Consider the following 23,650-nt stretch of genomic DNA (forward strand, 5'->3'; position numbering starts at 1 on the left):
GCGGCCGGTGGCTGGCCCTGTCGGCGGATAGCCTCGTGGCCGAGAGCCGGCGCTGCTCCGTGGGGGTGCCGCAGCCGGCCGCGCGGTGGGCGTGGGGGCCCACCGGCCGCGATGCCCGTTCGGGCAGTTGGGGGCGCCGCCGTACCGGGGAGACGAGTCACGCGTACGGCGGCTGCCCGGGCCGGCGCCTCCACGGCGCATTCCGGCGGCGCGAGGAGTCGGTTCGCGCGCCGGGGCTCACGAAGCGGTGGAGTCCGGGACGGCTCCCGGCGCCGGCGGTCAGTCGGGGCCGCACTGGCGGGGCAGTGTGAGGGCCACGGTGTCCGCGAACTCGCGGACCGCGCTGGTGCGGCTGACGATCCGTCCGCAGTGCACGACGAGGCGGCTGTGCCCACCCGCCAGCGCCCCGGCGACGCTGTCGCCGCGTACCGCGAGCAGCTCGGCGGGGAAGCCCGCGTCCACCCGCACCGGAGGCAGCCCGAGGGTGATCCTGGCCTGGTTGCTGACCGCCTCGTACGCGGCCTGGGCATCGAGCGCGCCACCCGCCGCGAGCAGGTACGCGGACTCCAGCGGGTCGGCCCGGCCGACCGGATTGCTGAGGTCGCGCAGGGCGCCGCTGCCGGCTGTGAGCGGGATCCGGGCATCGGTCAACTCCCGCACCAGTGAAGGGCGCAGGCCGGTCGGCGGGCCTTCGAGCCCGGTGCAGCAGCCGTTCTGCGGCAGGCAGACCAGCCGGATGCCGCCGGCGGCCAGTACGGTGGCCGAGCCGGGCGTCAGCGCGCTGCACGGACCGAGCGCGACCCGTGGTCGCAGTGGGGCCAACAGGCCGGTGATCCGGGCGAGTTGGGCGGTGTCGGCGGCGTCGGTGTGCAGGTCGACCGCGCAGTCGGCCTCGCGGGCGGCCTCCAGCAGCACCTGGACGTAGCCGACCGGGTCGGGATCGAGGTCGGGGCAGCCCCCGGCGGCGGTCGCACCGAGTCTGAGGGCCTCGCGCAGCTGGGCGCGCCCGTCGGCCCCGGCGAGGCCGGTGAGCAGTCGGGGCATGGCGACCGTCTGGAGTTCGGCGAGCCCGCGCAGGGCCTGCCGGGCGGCGAGGACGGCCTCCAGTCGACGCAGGCCGTGGACGTCGCCGATCCGGACGTGGGTGCGCTGCGCGGTCGCGCCGTAGCCGAGCGAGGTGAGGGCGGCCTCGGTGACCCGGCGGACCAGGGCCGCCGAGCCCTCCGGGGGCGGGGCGGCCGGCGTGGCGGAGAAGGCGGCGTCGTGGTGGGCGTGCGCCTCGGCCGGGGCGGGCAGGAGCACGTAGCCGCCCAGGTCGATCCGGGCGCCGGTGGTGGCGGTCGGGGTGCCCGGGAGGGCGGGGAGCGGGCCGAGGCTGCCGCTGGTGCCGACGGCCTGGATCCGGTCGCCGCTGATCCGCACGTCCACGATCCGGCCGTCGGCCAGCTTGGCGCCGGTGAGCAGCAGGACCGGGCCGTGGCTGAGCGGCCCCTCGGGCCCGGGGCGGGGGGAGGAGGGCGGCTGACCGGCCCGCCCGGCCCCGGGGCCGTCGGCGGGTGTGCTGTCAGCGCTCATCGGCCGGCTCCTCGCTGTCCGGCGGCCCAGGGGCGCCCCGCGAGCCGCAAGATCACTGAGGGTCGAGCCTATGGGGAGTGGCGCCGGGGCGCTCGGAGGCGGGCAAAAGTCGTATCGGGTCGGGCCGTGGGTTCCCAGGCGGCACTCGAACGCGAGTCTGGGATCGAAGCGTCCGTCCGGAGTGCCGACCTGGGATCTTCTGCGTCGGATGCGGATTTCACCTCTGGCCCGGAACCGTGTAATGTCTTCCTCGTTCGCCCCTATAGCTCAGTCGGTAGAGCGTCTCCATGGTAAGGAGAAGGTCAACGGTTCGATTCCGTTTGGGGGCTCTGGTGAGAGGGCTCACGCCTCGGTGTGAGATCTGATCATCTAAGCGGTGTAGCTCAGTTGGTAGAGCAAGCGGCTCATAATCGCTGTGTCACCGGTTCAAGTCCGGTCACCGCTACCCGCGTAGTCGATCGGGAGATCGAACTCCCGATCGGCTACTCTTGTTGTGTTCTTATTCGTTGTCCAAGGAAGGCACTCCCGTGGCTGCCACCGACGTCCGCCCGAAGATCACGCTGGCCTGCGTGGAGTGCAAGGAGCGGAACTACATCACCAAGAAGAACCGGCGCAACGACCCGGACCGTCTTGAGATGAAGAAGCACTGCCCCCGCTGCAACTCGCACACCGCGCACCGCGAGACCCGCTGACCCAGCAGGGCGTCGTCGGGCCTGTGTGACAAAGGCTCTTGGCTCCAGGCCGCATCCCGCAAGGGGCGCGGCCTGGGGCTTTTTGCGTTGCTCCCGCACGGCCCCCACAGGTCGTGAAAAGTTCTGATCAGTAGTCGGAGGAGTTGCCCATGGCGCTCGACCCCTCGTTCATCGGGCGGACGTACCCGCCCACCCCGCCGTACGAGGTCGGCCGGGAGAAGATCCGCGAGTTCGCCGTCGCGATCGGCGACGCCAACCCGGCTTACACCGACCCCGAGGCGGCCAAGGCGCTCGGCTACCCGGACGTGATCGCCCCGCCGACCTTCCCGTTCGTGATCACGTACCAGGCCGCGGCGCAGGTGGTCAACGATCCGGAGCTGGGTCTGGACTTCTCCCGGGTGGTGCACGGCGACCAGAAGTTCGCCTACACCCGCCCGGTGCGGGCCGGTGACCGGCTGGCGGTCACCGTGACCATCGACTCGATCAAGTCGCTGGCGGGCAACGACGTCCTGTCGGTCCGCGGCGAGGTGCACGACGACAGTGGCGAGCACGTGGTCACCGCGTTCATGACGCTGGTGGCGCGGGCCGCGGACGAGGCGGGGGAGTAGCAGCCATGGCGATCAGCTTCGACGAGGTCGCGGTCGGCACCGAGCTGCCGGCCCGGTCCTTCCCGGTCACCCGGGCCACCCTGGTCCGCTACGCGGGCGCCTCGGGCGACTTCAACCCGATCCACTGGAACGAGAAGTTCGCGCTGGAGGTCGGCCTGCCCGACGTCATCGCGCACGGCATGTTCACCATGGCCGAGGCCGCCCGGGTGATCACCGACTGGGTCGGCGACCCGGGCGCGGTGGTCGAGTACGGCGTGCGGTTCACCCGGCCGGTGCCGGTGCCCAATGACGGCGTCGGCGCGGTGATCGAGGTCACCGGCAAGGTCGCGGCCCTGCTGGAGGACCGGCGGGTGCGGGTCGACCTGGTGGCGACCAGCGGCGGCCAGAAGGTGCTCGGGATGTCCCGGGCCGTGGTCCAGCTCGCCTGATCGGGGCGCAGGCCGGGGCCCGGGGGCGCTGCACCGCCTCCCCGGGCCCCGGTGCCGTCCGACCTGCCCGCCGCTACCGAGCCGCGGCCGCGCCGGGCGGCCGCGCCACCGTCCGGGTTCCGGGTCGAGGCGGGCGGAGGTCGGGCGAGCAGCCCGGGGGCACCCCTTAGTCTGGAGCGCGTGCTTGTAGAACACGACGCCCCGCTCGCCCCGCTGACCACCCTCCGGCTCGGCGGCCCGGCCCGCCGTCTGGTCACCGCCACCACCGACGCCGAGGTCATCGCCACCGTCCGGGAGGCCGACGGAGCCGGTGAGCCGCTGCTGGTCATCGGCGGCGGCTCCAACCTGGTGATCGGGGACGCCGGGTTCGACGGCACCGTGCTGCGGATCGCCACCGGCGGCTTCGAGCTGGACGGCGCCACCCTGGAACTCGCCGCCGGCGAGGTCTGGGCGGACGCCGTGGCCCGTACGGTCGACAAGGGGCTGGCGGGCATCGAGTTCCTGGCCGGCATCCCCGGCTCGGCCGGGGCCACCCCGGTGCAGAACGTCGGCGCGTACGGCCAGGAGGTGGCGAACAGCGTCACCGAGGTCGTCGCGTACGACCGCGCGGCCGGTGAGACGGTCACGCTGAGCGGCGCCGAGTGCGCGTTCTCCTACCGGCACAGCCGTTTCAAGGCGCAGCCCGACCGCTACGTGGTGCTCCGGGTGCGGTTCGCCCTGGAGGACGCCGCCGGGCAGTCCTCGCCGGTGAAGTACGCCGAGGTGGCGAAGACCCTGGGGGTCGAGGCCGAGCAGCGGGTCGACCTGCGGACGGCGTACGAGACGGTGCTGCGGCTGCGGGCGGGCAAGGGCATGGTGCTGGACCCGGCGGACCACGACACCTGGTCGGCGGGCTCCTTCTTCACCAACCCGATCCTGACGGCCGACCAGTTCGCCGCGTTCCGGGCCAGGCTCGACGGGCGCACCGCCCCCGCCTACCCCGCGCCGGACGGCTGCACCAAGACCTCCGCCGCCTGGCTGATCGACCAGGCCGGCTTCGGCAAGGGCTGGGGCCGCGGGCCGGCCACCCTGTCCACCAAGCACACCCTGGCGCTGACCAACCGGGGCGGCGCGACCACCGAGGACCTGCTGGCGCTGGCGCGGGCGATCCGGGACGGCGTGCGAGACGCCTTCGGCGTGGAGCTGGTCAACGAGCCGGTGATGGTGGGCGTGAGCCTGTAGCAGGCGCTCCGGCGGCCGGCGAAGCCGCCGGCCGCTACTGGGTCAGCCAGGCGTCGATGTCGGCCAGCAGCACCTTCTGGACGTCGTCGGGAGCGCGCGAGCCGCGGACGGACTGGCGGGCCAGCTCGGCGAGTTCCTGGTCGGTGAAACCGTGGGCGGTGCGGGCCAGTTCGTACTGGTCGGCCAGGCGGGAGCCGAACAGCAGGGGGTCGTCGGCACCGAGGGCGAGTGGGACGCCGGCGTCGAAGAGCCGTCGCAGCGGGACCTGCTCGGCGTGCTCGTAGACGCCGAGCGCGACGTTGGAGGCGGGGCAGACCTCGCAGGTGATCTGGCGGTCGGCCAGGCGCTGCACCAGCCGGGGGTCCTCGGCCGACCGGACGCCGTGGCCGATCCGGCTGGCGCCCAGGTCGTCCAGGCAGTCCCGGACGGACTCGGGTCCGGCGAGCTCGCCGCCGTGCGGGGCGGCCAGCAGCCCGGCCTTGCGGGCGATCGCGAAGGCCCGGTCGAAGTCCCTTGCCAGACCGCGCCGTTCGTCGTTGGAGAGGCCGAATCCGACCACGCCCCGGTCGGCGTGGCGGACGGCCAGCCGGGCGAGGGTACGGGCGTCCATCGGTGACTTCATCCGGTTCGCGGCGACCAGCACCCGGATGCCCACCCCGGTCCGCTCGGAGGCGTCCTTGACGGCGTCCAGGATCAGTTCCAGGGCCGGGATCAGGCCGCCGAGGCGCGGGGCGTACGAGGTCGGGTCGACCTGGATCTCCAGCCAGTGGGAGCCGTCCCGGCGCTCGTCCTCCGCGGTCTCCAGGACCAGCCGCCGGATGTCCTCCTCGTCGCGGAGCACCGAGCGGGCGGTGTCGTACAGCCGCTGGAAGCGGAACCAGCCGCGCTCGTCGGTGGCCCGCAGCTTCGGCGGCCGGCCCGAGCTCAGCGCTTCGGGCAGGCGGACGCGGTGTTTGGCGGCCAGCTCCAGCAGGGTCGCGGGCCGCATCGAGCCGGTGAAGTGCAGGTGCAGGTGGGCCTTGGGAAGCGCCCGTACGTCACGCAGGGGATCCATTCACGAATCCTGCCGCATCGGGGGCGGGAACGGGAAGCGCCCCCTTCAGGTCCCTCGAAGGGATGAAGGGGGCGCCACGCGCGAGGGAGCGTCAGTCGCGGGCCTCGCCCAGCAGCTTCTGCATCCGGCTGACGCCCTCGACCAGGTCGGCGTCGCCGAGTGCGTAGGACAGCCGCAGGTAGCCCGGGGTCCCGAAGGCCTCGCCGGGGACGACCGCGACCTCGGCCTCGTCCAGGATCAGCGCGGCCAGCTCGGCGGAGGTCTGCGGGCGCTTGCCGCGGATCTCCTTGCCCAGCAGGCCCTTGACGGACGGGTAGGCGTAGAAGGCGCCCTGCGGCTCGGGGCAGATCACACCGTCGATCTCGTTGAGCATCCGGACGATGGTCTGGCGGCGGCGGTCGAAGGCGGTGCGCATCTCGGCGACGGCGTCCAGGTCGCCGGAGACGGCGGCCAGGGCGGCGCGCTGGGCCACGTTGGAGACGTTGGAGGTGGCGTGCGACTGCAGGTTGGCGGCGGCGTTCACCACGTCCTGGGGGCCGATCAGCCAGCCCACCCGCCAGCCGGTCATGGCGTAGGTCTTGGCCACGCCGTTGACCACGATGCACTTGTCGCGCAGGGCGGGCAGCAGCGCGGGCAGCGAGGTGAACTCCGCGCCGCCGTAGACCAGGTGCTCGTAGATCTCGTCGGTGAGCACCCAAAGGCCGTGCTCCAGCGCCCACTCGCCGATCGCCCGGGCCTCGGCCTCGGTGTAGACCGCGCCGGTCGGGTTGGACGGCGAGACGAACAGCACCACCTTGGTGTTCTCGGTGCGGGCGGCCTCCAACTGCTCGACCGAGACCTTGTAGCCGGTGGTCTCGTCCGCGACGACCTCGACCGGGACACCGCCGGCGAGCCGGATCGACTCCGGGTAGGTGGTCCAGTACGGCGCCGGGACGATCACCTCGTCGCCCGGGTCCAGGATGGCGGCGAAGGCGTTGTAGATCGCCTGCTTGCCGCCGTTGGTGACCAGGACCTGCGAGGCCTCCACCTGGTAGCCGGAGTCGCGCAGCGTCTTGGCGGCGATCGCGGCCTTCAGCTCGGGCAGGCCGCCGGCCGGGGTGTAGCGGTGGTTCTTCGGGTCCTGGCAGGCGGCGACGGCGGCCTCGACGATGTAGTCGGGGGTCGGGAAGTCGGGCTCGCCGGCACCGAAGCCGATCACGGGGCGGCCGGCCGCCTTGAGGGCCTTGGCCTTGGCGTCCACCGCGAGGGTCGCGGACTCGGCGATGGCGCCGATGCGGGCGGAGACGCGGCGGTCTGCGGGACGAATGGTGGCGGGGGTGGAAGCGCTCATACCTGCATCGTGGCAGAGTCGGCGGGGGCCGGGCACGGCGGTTCCGGCATGCGTACCGCCGCGTCCACGATGCGTGCGCCGTGGCTGAGCCCTCCGACGGGGCTTCGGAGAGGGCTCCGGACGGGGCTTCGGAGGGGGCGGCGGGGAAGGGGTTCGACCAATCGCCGAGGAATCCCGTACACTCATCGCTCGATGGCTCCCGCACTGCGGATCCGCCGAGGCGTACAGCACGCAGCGGTCCGGATGCGGTAGGTTGGGGGGCATCTCCGGAGCCGCAAGGCACCGTAGGGCAATAGCTCAATTGGTAGAGCACCGGTCTCCAAAACCGGCGGTTGGGGGTTCGAGTCCCTCTTGCCCTGCTGCTTGATCCGACTTAAGCCCGTTCGCTCCGCAGAGCGAGCGGGCTTGATGCGGAGAGGGCCCCGAACAGCACTGCTTTCGCCGGATCGCCCGTGTTGCAGGCACGCAAGCGATGTTCGGCAGGACCCGAATTCAGGTGAGGACGAGTGACCGAGACCACGGGCTCCACCGCAACGCCTGAGAGCGGCAACCCCGCGAACGAGACCGCGGCCGCCGACGACAAGGCGCTCTCGCGGCGTGAGCGCAAGCGGGCCAACAAGGCGGCCGGCGGCGAGCAGAAGTCCGGCAAGCGGGCCAAGAAGGGCCTCTTCGCCCGGATGGGGCTGTTCTACCGGCAGATCATCGCCGAGCTGCGCAAGGTCGTCTGGCCCAGCCGGAACGACCTGATCCAGTACACCAGCGTCGTGGTGACCTTCGTGGTCGTGATCATGGGCCTGGTGTACGGCCTCGACACCGGCTTCGGAAAGCTCTCCTTCTGGATCTTCGGCTGATCCGCACCTCCCCGAACCACCTACGACCCGGGTCACCCGCCATCGCGCTGGGTGCCCGGGTCGAGCTGTCGGCGCGGACCGGAGGAGCCCGCTACCGTTGACTCGGTACTGTTGAGGTATCCGAGACTTCATCCACACGGGCCCGCGAGGGCGCCGGGTGGCTCCGGAGCCGTTCCATCTCCACATCCCAGGAAAGAAGCAGCCACCGTGTCTGAGTCCCCCCTGTACGACGCCGCCGAGCTGGACGCGGCCGCCGCCGCCGAGGCTGACGAGGCTGCCGAGCAGATCCTCGACGCGGCGGACGCCGATGCGGACGAGGTCGAGGCTGCGGACGAGTCCGAGGCGGGCGTGCCGGCCGAGAGCGCCGCGATGCACGAGGTGTCCGCGGACGAGGCTGCGGCGGAGGAGGCGTTCGCCGAGGCCGTTGCCGAGGTCGAGACCGCCGAGGTCGACCCGGTCGCCAAGTTCCGCGAGGAGCTGCGGTTCATGCCGGGCGAGTGGTACGTCATCCACACCTACGCGGGCTACGAGAACCGGGTCAAGCAGAACCTGGAGCAGCGCGCGGTCTCGCTCAACGTCGAGGAGTACATCTTCCAGGCCGAGGTGCCGCAGGAGGAGGTCGTCCAGATCAAGAACGGCGACCGCAAGACCATCCGCCAGAACAAGCTCCCCGGCTACGTCCTGGTGCGCATGGACCTGACCCCCGAGTCCTGGGGCGTCGTCCGCAACACCCCGGGTGTCACCGGCTTCGTCGGCAACGCGTACGACCCGTACCCGCTGACCCTGGACGAGGTCGTCAAGATGCTCGCCCCCGACGTGGAGCGCAAGGCGGCCAAGGAGGCCGGCAAGGCCTCGCCGGTCCGCCCGGTCGAGGTCCAGGTGCTGGACTTCGAGGTCGGCGACTCGGTCACCGTCACCGACGGCCCGTTCGCGACCCTGCAGGCGACCATCAACGAGATCAACCCCGACTCGAAGAAGGTCAAGGGCCTGGTCGAGATCTTCGGCCGGGAGACCCCGGTCGAGCTGTCCTTCGACCAGATCCAGAAGAACTAACAGGTCTTCGGGTTCGGGGCGGGGCTTCGGCTCCGCCCCGGACCCGTTTTGGCCAGGCGGCGCATCCGCGTTAGCCTGGTCCGATGTGTGTACTCCCGGCCGGGTGTCGCCCCGGTCCGTACACACCAGCAACCACCTCTCGGAAGGACCCGGAGAGACATGCCTCCCAAGAAGAAGAAGGTCACGGGGCTTATCAAGCTCCAGATCAACGCTGGTGCGGCCAACCCGGCCCCGCCGGTCGGCCCGGCGCTGGGTCAGCACGGCGTCAACATCATGGAGTTCTGCAAGGCCTACAACGCCGCGACCGAGTCGCAGCGCGGCATGATCGTGCCGGTGGAGATCACGGTCTACGAGGACCGCTCCTTCACCTTCATCACGAAGACGCCGCCGGCCGCCCGCCTCATCCTGAAGGCCGCGGGCATCGACAAGGGCTCCAGCGAGCCGCACAAGACCAAGGTCGCCAAGCTCACCAGCGCCCAGGTCCGCGAGATCGCCACCACCAAGATGCCCGACCTGAACGCCAACGACCTGGACGCGGCGGAGAAGATCATCGCCGGCACCGCCCGGTCGATGGGCATCACCGTCGAGGGCTGAAAGTCCCAGTCGTTCCCCCGTGGTAGGGCCAGCGCGGCCCGTTGACACCACGACTCCTCCACCCTCCTCGCCGGCCGAAGGCTGGGGGCGAGGGGCACCAACCTTCAGGAGAAGCAGTGAAGCGCAGCAAGGCTCTCAAGGCCGCGGACGCCAAGGTCGACCGCAGCCGCATCTACGCCCCGCTCGAGGCCGTCCGCCTCGCCCGGGAGACCTCCACCACCAAGTTCGACGCGACCGTCGAGGTCGCCATGCGTCTGGGTGTCGACCCGCGCAAGGCCGACCAGATGGTCCGCAGCACCGTGATCCTTCCGCACGGCACCGGTAAGACCGCTCGGGTCCTGGTCTTCGCGACCGGCGAGCGTGCCGAGGCCGCGCGTGCTGCGGGTGCCGACATCGTCGGTTCCGACGAGCTGATCGACGAGGTTGCCAAGGGCCGCCTGGACTTCGACGCCGTCGTCGCCACCCCGGACCTGATGGGCAAGGTCGGCCGCCTGGGCCGCGTGCTCGGCCCCCGCGGCCTGATGCCGAACCCGAAGACCGGCACCGTGACCCCGGACGTGGCCAAGGCCGTGAACGAGATCAAGGGCGGCAAGATCGAGTTCCGCGTCGACAAGCACTCGAACCTGCACCTGATCATCGGTAAGGCCTCCTTCACCGACGAGCAGCTGGTCGAGAACTACGCCGCCGCGCTGGACGAGGTCCTCCGGGCCAAGCCGGCCGCCGCCAAGGGCCGCTACATCAAGAAGATCGCGTTCTCGACCACCATGGGCCCCGGTGTCCAGGTGGACCCGAACCGCACCCGCAACCTCATGGTCGAGGAGGACCCGGCCGCCGTCTGAGCCTGAGCTCGCACTGCGACCGCGTCCTGGGCGCGACTGAAGTCCGTACGACGGGCCCGTACCCCCTCGGGGGTGCGGGCCCGTCGTCGTACCCCTTGTCCCGCCCTCGGGGCGATCGATTAGAGTCCGAGAAAATCCGATGAGCACGACATATGAGGGGGGACTCCTGTGCGCACCCCGCGCCTTGCCTCAGCCGTTGCCGCGACCGCGCTCCTGCTCGGCGGGCTGACCGCCTGCGGCAGCGGCGGCAGCGGCGACACCACCAAGGACGCCGCCGCGTCCGCCGGAGCCACGCCCTCCACCGCCGCCCCGGGCGGAGGCGGGGCCGCCCCGGGCGGCGGCAGCGCGGCGGGGGCGCCGAAGCCCGACGCGAAGGCGGATCCGAAGGCGGCCCTGCTGGCCTCGGCCGCAGTCATGGAGAAGGCCCACGGCGCCAGGCTGACCCGGGCCACCGGGGACGGCGGCTCCGGCTCGTACTCGTGGGACCGGGACGCCCCCGCCCTGGAGCTGTCGCTGAAGGACAAGGGCCAGGAGAGGCGGATGCTCGCGGTCGGCAGCGGGCTCTACACCAGCCTGGACGCCGAGACGGCCGCGCTGATGGACGGCAAGAAGTGGCTGAAGCTGACCCCCGGGTCAGCGGGCGGCGGCAAGGCCGGCGGCGCCGAGGACTACGGTTCGATCGCGGCCGTGCTGGTGGCCCTCCAACCCGCCGCCCAGCTGTCCGCCAACGCCGGCGCGGGCAAGCTGAGCCGGGTCGGCGAGGAGAAGGTGGACGGGGTGGACACCGTCCACTACCGCAGCGAGGTCCCGATCGAGCAGCTGGCCAAGCTGCTGCCGATCCCGGACGGCCAGCGGCAGGTGGTGACCGACCAGTTGAAGAAGGACGGCGACAACTCCACGGTCGATTTCTGGATCAACGGCAAGGGCGAGCTGCTCCAGCAGACCACCACCAACACGGGCATCGGCCTCGACGGCCCGCAGACCTTCAAGTACACCGAGATCGGCAGCGCCCCGCAGGCCAAGGCGCCCGCCGACAGCGAGGTCATGGACTTCGCGGACATGCTGAAGAACTGACCGGAACGCCGGGGAGCGGAGGAGTACGGGGATGAGCGTGGCGCGGCGGGCGGCGATCGCGGTGCTGGCCGCCTGCCTGCTGGCCGGGTGCGGCAGCGGCAGCGGGAACGGGAAGTCCTCGCCGCCGGCCACGGCCGGAAGCCCGTCCGCCCCGGCCACGCCCACCGACCGCTCGCCGCACGGGGTGCTGCTCTCCGCGAAACTGCAGATGGACACCGCCCGCCGGGCGAAGTTCAGCTACCGGCTGGGGACGCAGAGCGCGACCGGGATGCTGTTCTGGGCGCCGAAGACCGTCCTGGTGCTCGACCGCCCCGGTGTCCCGGACCGGGTGATAGTGCTGGACACCACCGCCTATCTGGGCGGCGACCAGGCCACCGCGGCCCGACTGGGCGGCCGGCACTGGGAGAAGTTCGCCACCGCCCCAGGTCCGGCCGGCCGGCGCGAGGTCCCGTACTCCGCCATGGTGGACCGGCTCAACCCGATGGTGGCGCTCACCGCGGCGGTGGCGGCCCCGGACCCGGTCCTGGTGGGCGAGCAGCAGACCGCCGACGGAACGTTCCAGCACTACCGGGTGAGCCTGAGCGCGGACGCGTACACCGCGGCCCAGACCCAGCTGAGCGCCGACCGGCGGGCGGCGCTCGGGGCGGCGCTCGGGCCCGGCCCGGTGGTGCTCGACCTGCTGCTGAACGACAAGGACCAGCTGGCCGAGGTGCACCGCACCGGGACCGGTCCCGCCGGCCCGGTCGACGACACCGTCCGGTACGCCGAGTTCGGCGGCGCTCTCTCGGTGCAGGCCCCGGCGGACGGCGACACCGCGGACGCCGGGACGAAGAGCCTGCCGCCGCTGGCGCCGTAGTCGGACGGCAGCGCCCGGGGCGCGGCGGCACCACCATCGATTTGGTGGTTTTCGGGCGGTCGAGTACGGTAGTCCCTGCCAAAGACCGCTGGTTGTTGCACTGTTTCCGCGAGGAGGCGGCGCAACCGAAGGATCCGCGTTTTCGCGGACGGCCCGCGCAGGAGTGTCTGGAGCTTGGACTTCCGTCCGCATGCTTTGCCGTGCGGTCGTCGAGGTCTGTACTGAGCCCCGTGCGACTGCGCACTGGGGCTCTCACTGTTTCTGCAGGGCTTCCTTCCTGGCCGGCCGGTCCGCGGCGTTGAATGGTCGACTTCACGGTCGGCCCGACTTCGACATCACGGAAGGAGGCGTAAGCCCATGGCAAGGCCTGACAAGGCGGCTGATGTCGCGGTGATCACGGACAAGTTCCGTGCGTCCAACGCGGCCGTGCTGACCGAGTACCGCGGTCTCACGGTGAAGCAGATGAAGACTCTGCGTCGCTCGCTGGGTGAGAACGCCCAGTACGCCGTGGTGAAGAACACGCTGACCAAGATCGCTGCCAACGAGGCCGGGATCACCGAGCTCGACGACCAGTTCGCTGGTCCGACGGCTGTCGCCTTCATCACCGGTGACCCGGTGGAGTCGGCGAAGGCTCTGCGTGACTTCGCCAAGGAGAACCCCGCTCTGATCATCAAGGGCGGTGTCCTTGATGGCAAGGCGCTGTCCGCCGATGAGATCAAGAAGCTCGCGGACCTCGAGTCCCGCGAGGTGCTGCTCGCCAAGCTGGCGGGTGCCTTGAAGGCCAAGCCGTCCCAGGCTGCCGCGGTCTTCCAGGCCCTGCCGTCGAAGCTCGTCCGCACCGTGGACGCGCTGCGCGACAAGGTCGAGCAGGGCGGTGCCGGTACGCCGGCTCCCGCCGCCGAGGACGCCGCCGCCGAGTAAGGCGCACCACGCCCCGCTGGGGCGTGGGGCGGTCTACGCCCTCGCAGCGGGCCCGCGCCCGCCAATCCCGTACATCCGGCACCACCTGCCGATTTAGTGGAAGGACGCCATCATGGCGAAGCTGACCCAGGACGAGCTGCTCGCGCAGTTCGAGGAGATGACCCTCATCGAGCTCTCCGAGTTCGTGAAGGCCTTCGAGGACAAGTTCGACGTCACCGCCGCCGCTCCGGTCGCCATGGCCGCCGCGGTTCCGGGCGCCCCGGTCGAGGCCGTCGAGGAGAAGGACGAGTTCGACGTCATCCTCGAGGGCGCTGGCGACAAGAAGATCCAGGTCATCAAGGAGGTGCGCACCCTGACCTCCCTCGGCCTGAAGGAGGCCAAGGACCTCGTTGACACCGCCAACGCGGTCGTCCTGGAGAAGGTTGCCAAGGACGTTGCCGAGAAGGCCAAGGCTGCCCTCGAGGGCGCCGGCGCCAAGGTCGTCGTCAAGTGACCCCGCGCCCCCTCTGAGGGGGCTCACGGGCCGGGCCGATCACCCTTGTGGGTGATCGGCCCGGTCTGTTTCGTTCCGGCCTCCAGGCGGGCGTCGGAGACCCCGGGACGGCACGCACTCGGCTACTGTCGGTGCGGACCGGTATGGTGATCGCTGTCATCGCAGACGGCTGCCACCACGGGTTCTGTAACGTCCCGGCGGTGTCGGACGATGGGTGGTGCGAGGTCCACGCTCCGGCGCGGGCCTTGACGAACGGCACCGGGCGCGCGATTCTCAAGGCGCGCGCCCAGCATGGAGAGCACGCTCCAAGTCGGAGTGGCCCTGAATGCATATTCAGTGGCCCCGACGGGAAGTGACTGCATGTGAGGTGCGGTGGCCCGGCGTAGTCCGGGCCAAGGTTGTGCGAGGCAGGCGCCGCCCTGCGGCACGGCTCCCCGGCGGGGGGTCGGGCCGACGGACGGCTACCGGAGGGAGCGTCCGATTCGGTCTCCGAATCAGGGCTTGTCAGCAGTGTGCCTTTTGGCTACACTGTCCCTTTGCGCTGCCTGTTAGCTGCTCCGTGACTCGTCGCCCGGAGTCTGCGTTCCCCTGAAGGGGTCTGGCACCGCCTCCGCAAAGCGGCTCTGACCTGGGATTTATTCCCGGCTGGGACCCTCGGCGTCGGAGGTGGCTCCAAGCCTTTCCAGGCCCGGCTGGTACGCGCGTAGTGAGCTCCGAGCCCTCGGAAGGACCCCCCTCTTGGCCGCCTCGCGCAACGCCTCGAACAATTCCGCCGCATCCACCGCCCCGCTCCGCGTCTCGTTCGCGAAGATCAAGGAGCCCCTTGAGGTCCCGAACCTCCTGGCCCTGCAGACCGAGAGCTTTGACTGGCTGCTCGGCAACGCGGCCTGGAAGGCCCGGGTCGAGGCGGCCCTGGAGAGTGGTCAGGACGTCCCCACCAAGTCCGGTCTGGAGGAGATCTTCGAGGAGATCTCCCCGATCGAGGACTTCAGTGGGTCGATGTCGCTGACCTTCCGCGACCACCGTTTCGAGCCGCCGAAGAACTCCATTGACGAGTGCAAGGACCGCGACTTCACCTACGCGGCTCCGCTCTTCGTCACCGCCGAGTTCACCAACAACGAGACCGGTGAGATCAAGTCTCAGACGGTCTTCATGGGCGACTTCCCGCTCATGACCCACAAGGGCACGTTCGTGATCAACGGCACCGAGCGCGTCGTCGTGTCGCAGCTGGTCCGTTCCCCCGGCGTGTACTTCGACTCGACGCTGGACAAGGTGTCCGACAAGGACATCTACTCCGCCAAGATCATCCCCTCCCGCGGTGCCTGGCTGGAGATGGAGATCGACAAGCGCGACATGGTCGGTGTCCGCATCGACCGCAAGCGCAAGCAGTCGGTCACCGTCCTGCTCAAGGCGCTCGGCTGGACCAACGAGATGATCCTCGAGGAGTTCGGCGAGTACGAGTCGATGCGCGCCACCCTGGAGAAGGACCACACCCAGGGCCAGGACGACGCACTCCTCGACATCTACCGCAAGCTGCGCCCGGGCGAGCCGCCCACGCGTGAGGCCGCGCAGACGCTGCTGGAGAACCTGTACTTCAACCCGAAGCGCTACGACCTCGCCAAGGTCGGCCGCTACAAGGTCAACCGGAAGCTGGGCAACGCCGAGTCGCTGAACTCGGGCGTGCTCACCGAGCCGGACATCATCAACACCATCAAGTACCTGGTCAAGCTGCACGCCGGCGAGGTCGACTGGCGTGACGACGAGGGCCGCGACATCGTGGTCGAGGTCGACGACATCGACCACTTCGGCAACCGTCGCCTGCGCAACGTCGGCGAGCTGATCCAGAACCAGGTCCGTACGGGTCTCGCCCGTATGGAGCGCGTCGTGCGCGAGCGCATGACCACCCAGGACGTCGAGGCGATCACGCCGCAGACGCTGATCAACATCCGGCCGGTCGTCGCCTCCATCAAGGAGTTCTTCGGCACCAGCCAGCTGTCGCAGTTCATGGACCAGACGAACCCGCTGTCGGGCCTGACCCACAAGCGCCGTCTGTCCGCCCTCGGTCCCGGTGGTCTCTCCCGTGAGCGCGCCGGCTTCGAGGTCCGTGACGTGCACCCCTCGCACTACGGCCGCATGTGCCCCATCGAGACCCCTGAAGGCCCGAACATCGGTCTGATCGGCTCGCTGGCGTCGTACGGCCGGGTGAACGCCTTCGGCTTCATCGAGACCCCGTACCGCAAGGTCGTCGACGGTGTCGTCACCGAGCAGGTCGACTACCTGACGGCCGACGAGGAGGACCGGTTCGTCATCGCGCAGGCCAACGCCCCGCTGACGGCCGACCTGCACTTCGCCGAGCCGCGTGTCCTGGTCCGCCGCCGTGGCGGTGAGATCGACTACATCCCGGGCTCCGAGATCGACTACATGGACGTCTCGCCGCGCCAGATGGTGTCGGTCGCGACCGCCATGATCCCGTTCCTCGAGCACGACGACGCCAACCGCGCGCTCATGGGCTCGAACATGATGCGCCAGGCGGTGCCGCTGCTGAAGAGCGAGGCTCCGCTGGTCGGTACCGGCATGGAGTACCGCTGCGCGGTCGACGCCGCCGACGTGATCACCGCCGAGAAGGCCGGTGTGGTCCAGGAGGTCTCCGCCGACTACGTCACGGTGGCCAACGACGACGGCACCTACACCACGTACCGCGCCGCCAAGTTCACCCGCTCCAACCAGGGCACCTCCTTCAACCAGAAGGTGCTCGTGGACGAGGGTGCCCGGGTCGAGGCCGGCCAGGTGCTGGCCGACGGCCCCTGCACCGACGAGGGTGAGATGGCGCTCGGCAAGAACCTGCTCGTGGCGTTCATGTCGTGGGAGGGCCACAACTACGAGGACGCGATCATCCTGTCGCAGCGCCTCGTGCAGGACGACGTCCTCTCCTCGATCCACATCGAGGAGCACGAGGTCGACGCCCGTGACACCAAGCTGGGCCCCGAGGAGATCACCCGGGACATCCCGAACGTCTCCGAGGAGGTCCTCGCCGACCTCGACGAGCGCGGCATCATCCGGATCGGCGCCGATGTCGTCACCGGCGACATCCTGGTCGGCAAGGTCACCCCGAAGGGTGAGACCGAGCTGACCCCGGAGGAGCGCCTGCTCCGCGCGATCTTCGGTGAGAAGGCCCGTGAGGTCCGCGACACCTCGCTGAAGGTGCCGCACGGTGAGTCCGGCAAGGTCATCGGCGTCCGGGTGTTCGACCGCGAAGAGGGCGACGAGCTGCCCCCGGGCGTGAACCAGCTGGTCCGCGTCTACGTGGCCCAGAAGCGCAAGATCACCAACGGTGACAAGCTCGCCGGCCGCCACGGCAACAAGGGTGTCATCTCCAAGATCCTCCCGGTCGAGGACATGCCGTTCCTCGCCGACGGCACCCCGGTCGACATCATCCTCAACCCGCTGGGTGTCCCGTCCCGAATGAACCCGGGACAGGTCCTGGAGATCCACCTCGGGTGGCTCGCCAAGCAGGGCTGGGACGTCTCCGGCCTCGCCGACGAGTGGGCCAAGCGCCTGCAGGCGATCGGCGCCGACCAGGTCGACGGTGGCACCAACCTCGCCACCCCGGTCTTCGACGGTGCCCGCGAGGACGAGATCACCGGTCTGCTGGACAACACCACCCTCACCCGTGACGGTGAGCGCCTGGTGAACTCCACCGGCAAGGCCCAGCTGTTCGACGGCCGCTCCGGCGAGCCGTTCCCGATGCCGATCTCGGTCGGCTACATGTACATCCTCAAGCTGCACCACCTGGTCGACGACAAGCTGCACGCCCGTTCGACCGGTCCGTACTCGATGATCACCCAGCAGCCGCTGGGTGGTAAGGCGCAGTTCGGTGGTCAGCGCTTCGGTGAGATGGAGGTGTGGGCCCTGGAGGCGTACGGTGCCGCGTACGCGCTGCAGGAGCTGCTCACCATCAAGTCCGACGACGTCCTCGGCCGAGTGAAGGTCTACGAGGCCATCGTCAAGGGCGAGAACATCCCCGAGCCCGGCATTCCCGAGTCCTTCAAGGTCCTCATCAAGGAAATGCAGTCGCTCTGCCTCAACGTGGAGGTGCTGTCCTCGGACGGCCAGTCCATCGAGATGCGGGACTCCGACGAAGACGTGTTCCGCGCTGCCGAGGAGCTCGGCATCGACCTGTCCCGGCGCGAGCCGAGCAGCGTCGAAGAGGTCTGACGGAGGTTGGGCCGGCCCGGCCAGCAACATCTAGAAGCTGCCCGGGCCGGCCCGCCCCCAGGCCCCCTCAGACCACAGATCAACCTCGACTTACGAAAGAGGGCTTGACGACCAGTGCTTGACGTCAACTTCTTCGACGAGCTCCGCATTGGCCTGGCCACGGCCGACGACATCCGCCAGTGGTCGCACGGCGAGGTCAAGAAGCCGGAGACCATCAACTACCGCACCCTGAAGCCCGAAAAGGACGGCCTCTTCTGCGAGAAGATCTTCGGCCCCACCCGGGACTGGGAGTGCTACTGCGGTAAGTACAAGCGCGTCCGCTTCAAGGGCATCATCTGCGAGCGCTGTGGCGTCGAGGTCACCCGCGCCAAGGTGCGCCGTGAGCGGATGGGCCACATCGAGCTGGCCGCCCCGGTCACCCACATCTGGTACTTCAAGGGTGTCCCGTCCCGTCTGGGCTACCTGCTGGACCTGGCGCCGAAGGACCTCGAGAAGGTCATCTACTTCGCTGCCTACATGATCACCTGGGTCGACGACGAGCGCCGTCAGCGCGACCTGCCGTCGCTGGAGGCGCACGTCTCCGTCGAGCGCCAGCAGATCGAGAACCGCCGCGACGCCGACCTGGAGGCCCGCGCCAAGAAGGCCGAGACCGACCTGGCCGAGCTGGAGGCCGAGGGCGCCAAGGCCGACGTCCGCCGCAAGGTGCGCGAGGGCGCCGAGCGCGAGATGAAGCAGCTGCGCGACCGTGCGCAGCGCGAGATCGACCGCCTCGACGAGGTCTGGGCCCGCTTCAAGAACCTCAAGGTCCAGGACCTCGAGGGCGACGAGCTGCTCTACCGCGAGCTGCGCGACCGCTTCGGCACCTACTTCTCCGGCTCGATGGGTGCGGCGGCCCTCAAGGACCGCCTGGAGACCTTCGACCTGTCGGAGGAGGCCGAGCGCCTCCGCGAGATCATCCGTACCGGCAAGGGCCAGAAGAAGACCCGTGCGCTCAAGCGCCTCAAGGTCGTCTCCGCCTTCCTGCAGACCAGCAACAAGCCCAACGGCATGGTGCTGGACTGCGTCCCGGTGATCCCGCCGGACCTGCGTCCGATGGTGCAGCTGGACGGTGGCCGCTTCGCGACCTCCGACCTGAACGACCTGTACCGCCGTGTGATCAACCGCAACAACCGCCTGAAGCGGCTTCTCGACCTCGGCGCGCCCGAGATCATCGTGAACAACGAGAAGCGCATGCTCCAGGAGGCCGTCGACGCGCTCTTCGACAACGGCCGCCGCGGCCGCCCGGTCACGGGTCCCGGCAACCGTCCGCTGAAGTCGCTGTCCGACATGCTGAAGGGCAAGCAGGGTCGCTTCCGCCAGAACCTGCTCGGCAAGCGAGTCGACTACTCGGCCCGTTCGGTCATCGTCGTCGGCCCGCAGCTCAAGCTGCACCAGTGCGGTCTGCCCAAGGCCATGGCGCTGGAGCTCTTCAAGCCGTTCGTGATGAAGCGCCTGGTCGACCTGAACCACGCGCAGAACATCAAGTCGGCCAAGCGCATGGTCGAGCGTGCCCGTCCGGTCGTGTGGGACGTCCTCGAAGAGGTCATCGCCGAGCACCCGGTCCTGCTGAACCGTGCGCCCACCCTGCACCGCCTCGGCATCCAGGCCTTCGAGCCGCAGCTGGTCGAGGGCAAGGCCATCCAGATCCACCCGCTCGTCTGCACCGCGTTCAACGCGGACTTCGACGGTGACCAGATGGCCGTCCACCTGCCGCTCTCCGCGGAGGCGCAGGCCGAGGCCCGCATCCTGATGCTGTCCTCGAACAACATCCTGAAGCCGGCCGACGGTCGTCCCGTCACCATGCCGACCCAGGACATGGTGCTGGGCCTGTTCTTCCTCACCTCGGACCGCGAGAACGTGAAGGGCGCCGGCCGCTCCTTCTCGTCCACCGCCGAGGCGATCATGGCCTTCGACGCCCGCGAGCTGGACGTCCAGGCCACGATCGACCTGCGTCTGCCGGTCGGCACCGTGCCGCCGCGCGGCTGGACGGCTCCGGTCGACCCCGACTGGACCGAGGGTCAGCCGGCGAGCTGGACCGAGGGCGAGTCCTTCCGGCTCTCCACGACCCTGGGCCGCGCGCTCTTCAACGAGCTGCTGCCCGAGGACTACCCGTTCGTCGACTACGAGGTCGGCAAGAAGCAGCTGTCGGCCATCGTCAACGACCTGGCCGAGCGCTACCCGAAGGTCGTCGTCGCCGCGACGCTCGACAACCTGAAGGCGGCCGGCTTCTACTGGTCGACCCGTTCCGGTGTCACCGTCTCGATCTCGGACGTCATCGTCCCGCCGAGCAAGCCCCAGATCCTCGAGGGCTACGAGGCGCAGGCGGAGAAGGTCCAGCGTCAGTACGAGCGCGGTCTGATCACCAACGACGAGCGCAAGAGCGAGCTCATCGGCATCTGGACCCGGGCGACCAACGAGGTCGCCGAGGCCATGGCCGCGAACTTCCCGAAGACCAACCCCATCTTCATGATGGTGGACTCGGGCGCTCGAGGAAACATGATGCAGATGCGCCAGATCGCCGGTATGCGTGGTCTGGTGTCGAACGCGAAGAACGAGACCATCCCGCGGCCGATTAAGGCGTCGTTCCGTGAGGGTCTGTCCGTGCTGGAGTACTTCATCTCCACCCACGGTGCCCGTAAGGGTCTCGCGGACACCGCGCTGCGTACCGCCGACTCCGGTTACCTCACCCGTCGTCTGGTCGACGTCTCCCAGGACGTCATCATCCGCGAGGAGGACTGCGGTACCGAGCGCGGCCTGAAGCTGTCGATCGGCTCGGTCGGCGCGGACGGCGTGCTGCGCAAGGCCGACGACGTCGAGACCAGCGTCTACGCCCGCATGCTGGCCGAGGACATCTCGGTGGACGGCAAGCTGCTCGCGACCGCCAACACCGACCTCGGTGACGTGCTGATCGACGAGCTGATCCGCCACGGTGTCGGCGAGGTCAAGGTCCGCTCGATCCTGACCTGTGAGTCGGCCGTGGGTACCTGTGCCCACTGCTACGGCCGCTCGCTGGCCACCGGCAAGCTGGTCGACATCGGTGAGGCGGTCGGCATCATCGCCGCCCAGTCCATCGGTGAGCCCGGTACCCAGCTGACCATGCGTACCTTCCACACCGGTGGTGTGGCCGGTGACGACATCACCCAGGGTCTGCCGCGTGTCGTCGAGCTCTTCGAGGCCCGTACCCCCAAGGGTGTGGCCCCGATCTCGGAGGCGCAGGGCCGGGTCCGCATCGAGGACACCGAGAAGACCCGCAAGATCGTCATCACCCCGGACGACGGCACCGACGAGATCGCCTACCCGGTCTCCAAGCGTGTCAAGCTCCTGGTGAGCGAGGGCGAGGCGGTCGAGGTCGGCCAGAAGCTGACCGTCGGTGCGACCAACCCGCACGACGTCCTGCGCATCATGGGCCAGCGTGCCGTCCAGGTCCACCTGGTCGCCGAGGTCCAGAAGGTCTACAACTCGCAGGGTGTGTCGATCCACGACAAGCACATCGAGATCATCATCCGGCAGATGCTCCGCCGCGTGACGATCATCGAGTCGGGCGACGCCGAGCTGCTTCCGGGCGAGCTCGTCGAGCGCGGCCGCTTCGAGCAGGAGAACCGCCGCGTGGTCTCCGAAGGCGGCCACCCCGCCTCCGGTCGTCCGCAGCTGATGGGTATCACCAAGGCCTCGCTGGCCACCGAGTCCTGGCTGTCGGCCGCCTCCTTCCAGGAGACGACCCGGGTCCTCACCGACGCGGCGATCCACGCCAAGTCGGACCCGCTGCTGGGCCTCAAGGAGAATGTCATCCTCGGTAAGCTCATCCCGGCCGGTACGGGTCTGCCCCGCTACCGCAACATCCGGGTCGAGCCGACCGAGGAGGCCAAGGCCGCCATGTACTCGGCCGTCGGCTACGACGACTACGACATGTCGCCCTTCGGCGCCGGCTCCGGCCAGGCGGTTCCGCTGGACGACTACGACTACGGCCCGTACACCGGCTGACGGTCGTTCGCAACGCCGCAGGGCGGCCACCCCGTGAGGGTGGCCGCCCTGCGGCGTTTCCGGTCCGGTGGCGGGCCTGATCGGTTGTCAGTGGTGGCAACTAGCTTGGTGCCAACAGGTTTTCGACCGTCCGAAGGGCCGTTCCATGTCCACTGCCGCCGTTGACGAGCAGGTCACCTACCTGGAGCTCTCCGAGGAAGGGAGCGGTGCGCACAAGTTCTACGAGGTGCGGCTGGCCGGGGCCGCGGTGACGGTCACGTACGGCCGGATCGGGGACGGCGGGCAGGCGAAGACGACCACGTACCCGTCGGCGGAGAAGGCCGCGGCGGCCGCTGCCAAGAAGGTGGGGGAGAAGGTCCGCAAGGGGTACGCGCCGGCGGTGCGCGGGGTGCGGCAGCGCCGGGCGGTGACCCGGCGGGAGATCGTCAGCAGCCGGTCGACGGCTCGTCAGGCACCGGTGCTGTGGCGGTTCAGGTCGGGTGCCGCCGCGTTCGGGATCTTCGTCGGCGAGGAGCACGCCTGGGTGGGCAACCAGGCCGGCGACGTCTTCACCCTCACCCACGACGGCGAGGTGACCGGCCGCTACGGCCTGCCGGACGGGGTGAAGTGCATCGTCGCCGACGACTACTGGATCTACGCGGGCTGCGACGACGGCCGGGTCTACGACCTGGGCGGGAAGGTGCCCCGGGTGGCGTACGAGATCGCCGCCGACGTCGACATCTACTGGATGGACATCCACGACGGCGTGCTCGGTGTCTCCGACGCCCAGGGCGGGATCACCACCGTGGACCACGAGGACGAGTTCCAGTGGCGGCGCTCCGCCCCCGGGAGTTCCGGCTGGATGGTGCGCTGCGACCAGGACGGCGTCTTCCACGGCCACACGGCCGGCGTGTCGCGCTACGCGGCCCGCGGCGGCGAGCGGGTCTGGCACGTGCGGACGGAGGGCGCGGTGCTCTTCGGCTGGCAGGAACGGGACGAGGTCTTCGCCGGCACCGGGAAGGGCTGGGTCCACCGGCTCGCCAAGGCGGACGGGGCGGAGGTCGCCCGGTACCGCTGCGACGCGGCGGTGTTCTCCTGCGCCACCTCGCCCGACGGGCGGTACGTCTTCGCCGGCGACAACCACTCCTCGGTGTACTGCTTCGCGGCGGACGGCACCCGGCTGTGGAAGCTGGGCACCGGCTGCGGCTCGGCGTACAGCATGCAGTACCGGGCCGGGCGGCTCTACATCGTGACCACGGACGGCTCGCTGGCCTGCATCGACGCGAGTGAGAGCGCCGTGCGTGCCGCCGAGGACGGGCAGCTGCCCAAGACGGCGGACATCAAGGCGACGGGCTGGGAGCCGGTCCGGGCCGGCGCGGCGCTGGAGACGGTGAGCACGGTGGCGGCAGGCGCGGGTGTCGAGGTCGAGTGCGTGCAGGAGGGCGGCCGGACGAGGGTCCGGGTGCTCTCGGCGGGCTTCGACCCGTCCTGGCGGGTGCAGTTCCCCAAGGACGTCCGGGTGCCGGGGGCACGGTACCTGGTGGCCGAGGTGCTGGAGTCGGCGTCGGGCGGGTTCTACCGGGCCAGGGGCGAGATCAAGCGCCTGCTGTGAGGTGGCGCCCGGGAGCCGATCTCGCTCGCACTGCCGGCGCTGGTGCGGCGGATCATTGCGGGGGAGTTCACGGGGGATTCCGGGGAGGGGTGAGTCCGGGCCCGCTCGCCAGGGGAGGTGCGGTGCTCCCTCGCGCGGGGGAGCTCGCGGGCGATTCCGCACAGGGATGGGTCCTGGCCGCCTGCGAGGGGGAGGCACTCCCCCTCGCGGGGGAGCCGGACAGACCGCTCTGCCG

General features: G+C 70.0%; 18 protein-coding genes and 3 tRNA genes. 18 read left to right on the forward strand and 3 right to left on the reverse strand.

What is annotated here, in order from left to right; all coding sequences use genetic code 11:
• Positions 1 to 279: 279 nt before the first annotated feature.
• A complete protein-coding gene (locus ACZ5ON_RS06825) occupies positions 280 to 1,575 on the reverse strand; it encodes an amidohydrolase family protein (RefSeq protein ID WP_465586414.1) in 1,296 nt (431 codons plus the stop codon).
• A gap of 256 nt (positions 1,576 to 1,831) precedes the next feature.
• Here ACZ5ON_RS06825 and ACZ5ON_RS06830 point away from each other — a divergent pair.
• From ACZ5ON_RS06830 to ACZ5ON_RS06855, 6 genes are all read left to right on the forward strand, one after another.
• Positions 1,832 to 1,904 (forward strand) — tRNA-Thr (locus tag ACZ5ON_RS06830).
• Positions 1,905 to 1,947: 43 nt separating this feature from the next.
• Positions 1,948 to 2,020: transfer RNA gene (locus ACZ5ON_RS06835), tRNA-Met, on the forward strand.
• 82 nt (positions 2,021 to 2,102) lie between these two features.
• Complete coding sequence (gene rpmG, locus ACZ5ON_RS06840) at positions 2,103 to 2,267, forward strand: 50S ribosomal protein L33 (RefSeq protein WP_006604855.1); 165 nt, start codon at positions 2,103 to 2,105, stop codon at positions 2,265 to 2,267.
• A 149-nt stretch (positions 2,268 to 2,416) separates the two neighbouring features.
• Positions 2,417 to 2,875, forward strand: coding sequence for a MaoC family dehydratase N-terminal domain-containing protein (locus tag ACZ5ON_RS06845; protein WP_344634851.1), 459 nt, complete (start codon positions 2,417 to 2,419; stop codon positions 2,873 to 2,875).
• 5 nt (positions 2,876 to 2,880) lie between these two features.
• Positions 2,881 to 3,303: a MaoC family dehydratase gene (locus ACZ5ON_RS06850; protein ID WP_465586420.1), complete on the forward strand. Its 423-nt coding sequence runs from the start codon at positions 2,881 to 2,883 to the stop codon at positions 3,301 to 3,303.
• Between the two features lie 180 nt (positions 3,304 to 3,483).
• Positions 3,484 to 4,524: a UDP-N-acetylmuramate dehydrogenase gene (locus ACZ5ON_RS06855; RefSeq protein WP_465586423.1), complete on the forward strand. Its 1,041-nt coding sequence runs from the start codon at positions 3,484 to 3,486 to the stop codon at positions 4,522 to 4,524.
• Positions 4,525 to 4,558: 34 nt separating this feature from the next.
• On the opposite strand, the gene ACZ5ON_RS06860 is transcribed toward ACZ5ON_RS06855, so the two are convergent.
• Both ACZ5ON_RS06860 and ACZ5ON_RS06865 read right to left on the reverse strand, forming a co-directional pair.
• The gene (locus ACZ5ON_RS06860; protein ID WP_465586426.1) at positions 4,559 to 5,578 is read right to left on the reverse strand and encodes an adenosine deaminase; all 1,020 of its coding nucleotides are present in this window, start codon (positions 5,576 to 5,578) and stop codon (positions 4,559 to 4,561) included.
• Between the two features lie 91 nt (positions 5,579 to 5,669).
• Entirely contained in the window at positions 5,670 to 6,908 is a 1,239-nt protein-coding gene (locus ACZ5ON_RS06865; RefSeq protein ID WP_465586429.1) for a pyridoxal phosphate-dependent aminotransferase, read from the reverse strand.
• Positions 6,909 to 7,194: 286 nt separating this feature from the next.
• Here ACZ5ON_RS06865 and ACZ5ON_RS06870 point away from each other — a divergent pair.
• From ACZ5ON_RS06870 to ACZ5ON_RS06925, 12 genes are all read left to right on the forward strand, one after another.
• Positions 7,195 to 7,267 (forward strand) — tRNA-Trp (locus ACZ5ON_RS06870).
• A gap of 147 nt (positions 7,268 to 7,414) precedes the next feature.
• Complete coding sequence (gene secE / locus ACZ5ON_RS06875; protein WP_465586432.1) at positions 7,415 to 7,759, forward strand: preprotein translocase subunit SecE; 345 nt, start codon at positions 7,415 to 7,417, stop codon at positions 7,757 to 7,759.
• Between the two features lie 207 nt (positions 7,760 to 7,966).
• Positions 7,967 to 8,812 carry a transcription termination/antitermination protein NusG gene (gene nusG / locus ACZ5ON_RS06880; protein ID WP_465586435.1) on the forward strand — a complete coding sequence of 282 codons (846 nt, stop codon included), beginning with the start codon at positions 7,967 to 7,969 and terminating at the stop codon, positions 8,810 to 8,812.
• A 159-nt stretch (positions 8,813 to 8,971) separates the two neighbouring features.
• Positions 8,972 to 9,406 (forward strand): 50S ribosomal protein L11, encoded by a 435-nt coding sequence (gene rplK, locus ACZ5ON_RS06885; RefSeq protein WP_207809812.1) that lies wholly within the window; start codon positions 8,972 to 8,974, stop codon positions 9,404 to 9,406.
• Positions 9,407 to 9,522: 116 nt separating this feature from the next.
• Positions 9,523 to 10,245, forward strand: coding sequence for a 50S ribosomal protein L1 (rplA, locus tag ACZ5ON_RS06890; RefSeq protein WP_465586438.1), 723 nt, complete (start codon positions 9,523 to 9,525; stop codon positions 10,243 to 10,245).
• Positions 10,246 to 10,413: 168 nt separating this feature from the next.
• Positions 10,414 to 11,319: an SCO4651 family lipoprotein gene (locus ACZ5ON_RS06895; protein ID WP_465586441.1), complete on the forward strand. Its 906-nt coding sequence runs from the start codon at positions 10,414 to 10,416 to the stop codon at positions 11,317 to 11,319.
• Between the two features lie 31 nt (positions 11,320 to 11,350).
• Positions 11,351 to 12,175 (forward strand): SCO4651 family lipoprotein, encoded by an 825-nt coding sequence (locus ACZ5ON_RS06900; RefSeq protein WP_465586444.1) that lies wholly within the window; start codon positions 11,351 to 11,353, stop codon positions 12,173 to 12,175.
• 357 nt (positions 12,176 to 12,532) lie between these two features.
• Complete coding sequence (gene rplJ, locus ACZ5ON_RS06905) at positions 12,533 to 13,096, forward strand: 50S ribosomal protein L10 (protein WP_344634841.1); 564 nt, start codon at positions 12,533 to 12,535, stop codon at positions 13,094 to 13,096.
• Between the two features lie 112 nt (positions 13,097 to 13,208).
• Positions 13,209 to 13,589: a 50S ribosomal protein L7/L12 gene (gene rplL, locus ACZ5ON_RS06910; RefSeq protein ID WP_465586447.1), complete on the forward strand. Its 381-nt coding sequence runs from the start codon at positions 13,209 to 13,211 to the stop codon at positions 13,587 to 13,589.
• A gap of 738 nt (positions 13,590 to 14,327) precedes the next feature.
• The gene (rpoB, locus tag ACZ5ON_RS06915) at positions 14,328 to 17,804 is read left to right on the forward strand and encodes a DNA-directed RNA polymerase subunit beta (RefSeq protein ID WP_465586452.1); all 3,477 of its coding nucleotides are present in this window, start codon (positions 14,328 to 14,330) and stop codon (positions 17,802 to 17,804) included.
• Positions 17,805 to 17,918: 114 nt separating this feature from the next.
• Positions 17,919 to 21,824, forward strand: coding sequence for a DNA-directed RNA polymerase subunit beta' (locus ACZ5ON_RS06920; protein WP_465586455.1), 3,906 nt, complete (start codon positions 17,919 to 17,921; stop codon positions 21,822 to 21,824).
• A 145-nt stretch (positions 21,825 to 21,969) separates the two neighbouring features.
• Positions 21,970 to 23,415, forward strand: a complete 1,446-nt coding sequence (locus ACZ5ON_RS06925) for a WGR domain-containing protein (RefSeq protein WP_465586458.1) — start codon at positions 21,970 to 21,972, stop codon at positions 23,413 to 23,415.
• The last annotated feature ends 235 nt before the right edge of the window (positions 23,416 to 23,650 follow it).

The sequence above is a fragment of the Kitasatospora sp. NPDC032150 genome (assembly GCF_055579945.1).

What these genes read in the sequence shown, in the direction of transcription:
- ACZ5ON_RS06825 (WP_465586414.1), bottom strand. Translation starts at nt 1,575, where the DNA reads ATGAGCGCTGACAGCACACCCGCCGACGGCCCCGGGGCCGGGCGGGCC.
- ACZ5ON_RS06845 (WP_344634851.1), top strand. Translation starts at nt 2,417, where the DNA reads ATGGCGCTCGACCCCTCGTTCATCGGGCGGACGTACCCGCCCACCCCG.
- ACZ5ON_RS06850 (WP_465586420.1), top strand. Translation starts at nt 2,881, where the DNA reads ATGGCGATCAGCTTCGACGAGGTCGCGGTCGGCACCGAGCTGCCGGCC.
- ACZ5ON_RS06860 (WP_465586426.1), bottom strand. Translation starts at nt 5,578, where the DNA reads ATGGATCCCCTGCGTGACGTACGGGCGCTTCCCAAGGCCCACCTGCAC.
- ACZ5ON_RS06865 (WP_465586429.1), bottom strand. Translation starts at nt 6,908, where the DNA reads ATGAGCGCTTCCACCCCCGCCACCATTCGTCCCGCAGACCGCCGCGTC.
- rplK (WP_207809812.1), top strand. Translation starts at nt 8,972, where the DNA reads ATGCCTCCCAAGAAGAAGAAGGTCACGGGGCTTATCAAGCTCCAGATC.
- ACZ5ON_RS06900 (WP_465586444.1), top strand. Translation starts at nt 11,351, where the DNA reads ATGAGCGTGGCGCGGCGGGCGGCGATCGCGGTGCTGGCCGCCTGCCTG.
- rplJ (WP_344634841.1), top strand. Translation starts at nt 12,533, where the DNA reads ATGGCAAGGCCTGACAAGGCGGCTGATGTCGCGGTGATCACGGACAAG.
- rplL (WP_465586447.1), top strand. Translation starts at nt 13,209, where the DNA reads ATGGCGAAGCTGACCCAGGACGAGCTGCTCGCGCAGTTCGAGGAGATG.
- ACZ5ON_RS06925 (WP_465586458.1), top strand. Translation starts at nt 21,970, where the DNA reads ATGTCCACTGCCGCCGTTGACGAGCAGGTCACCTACCTGGAGCTCTCC.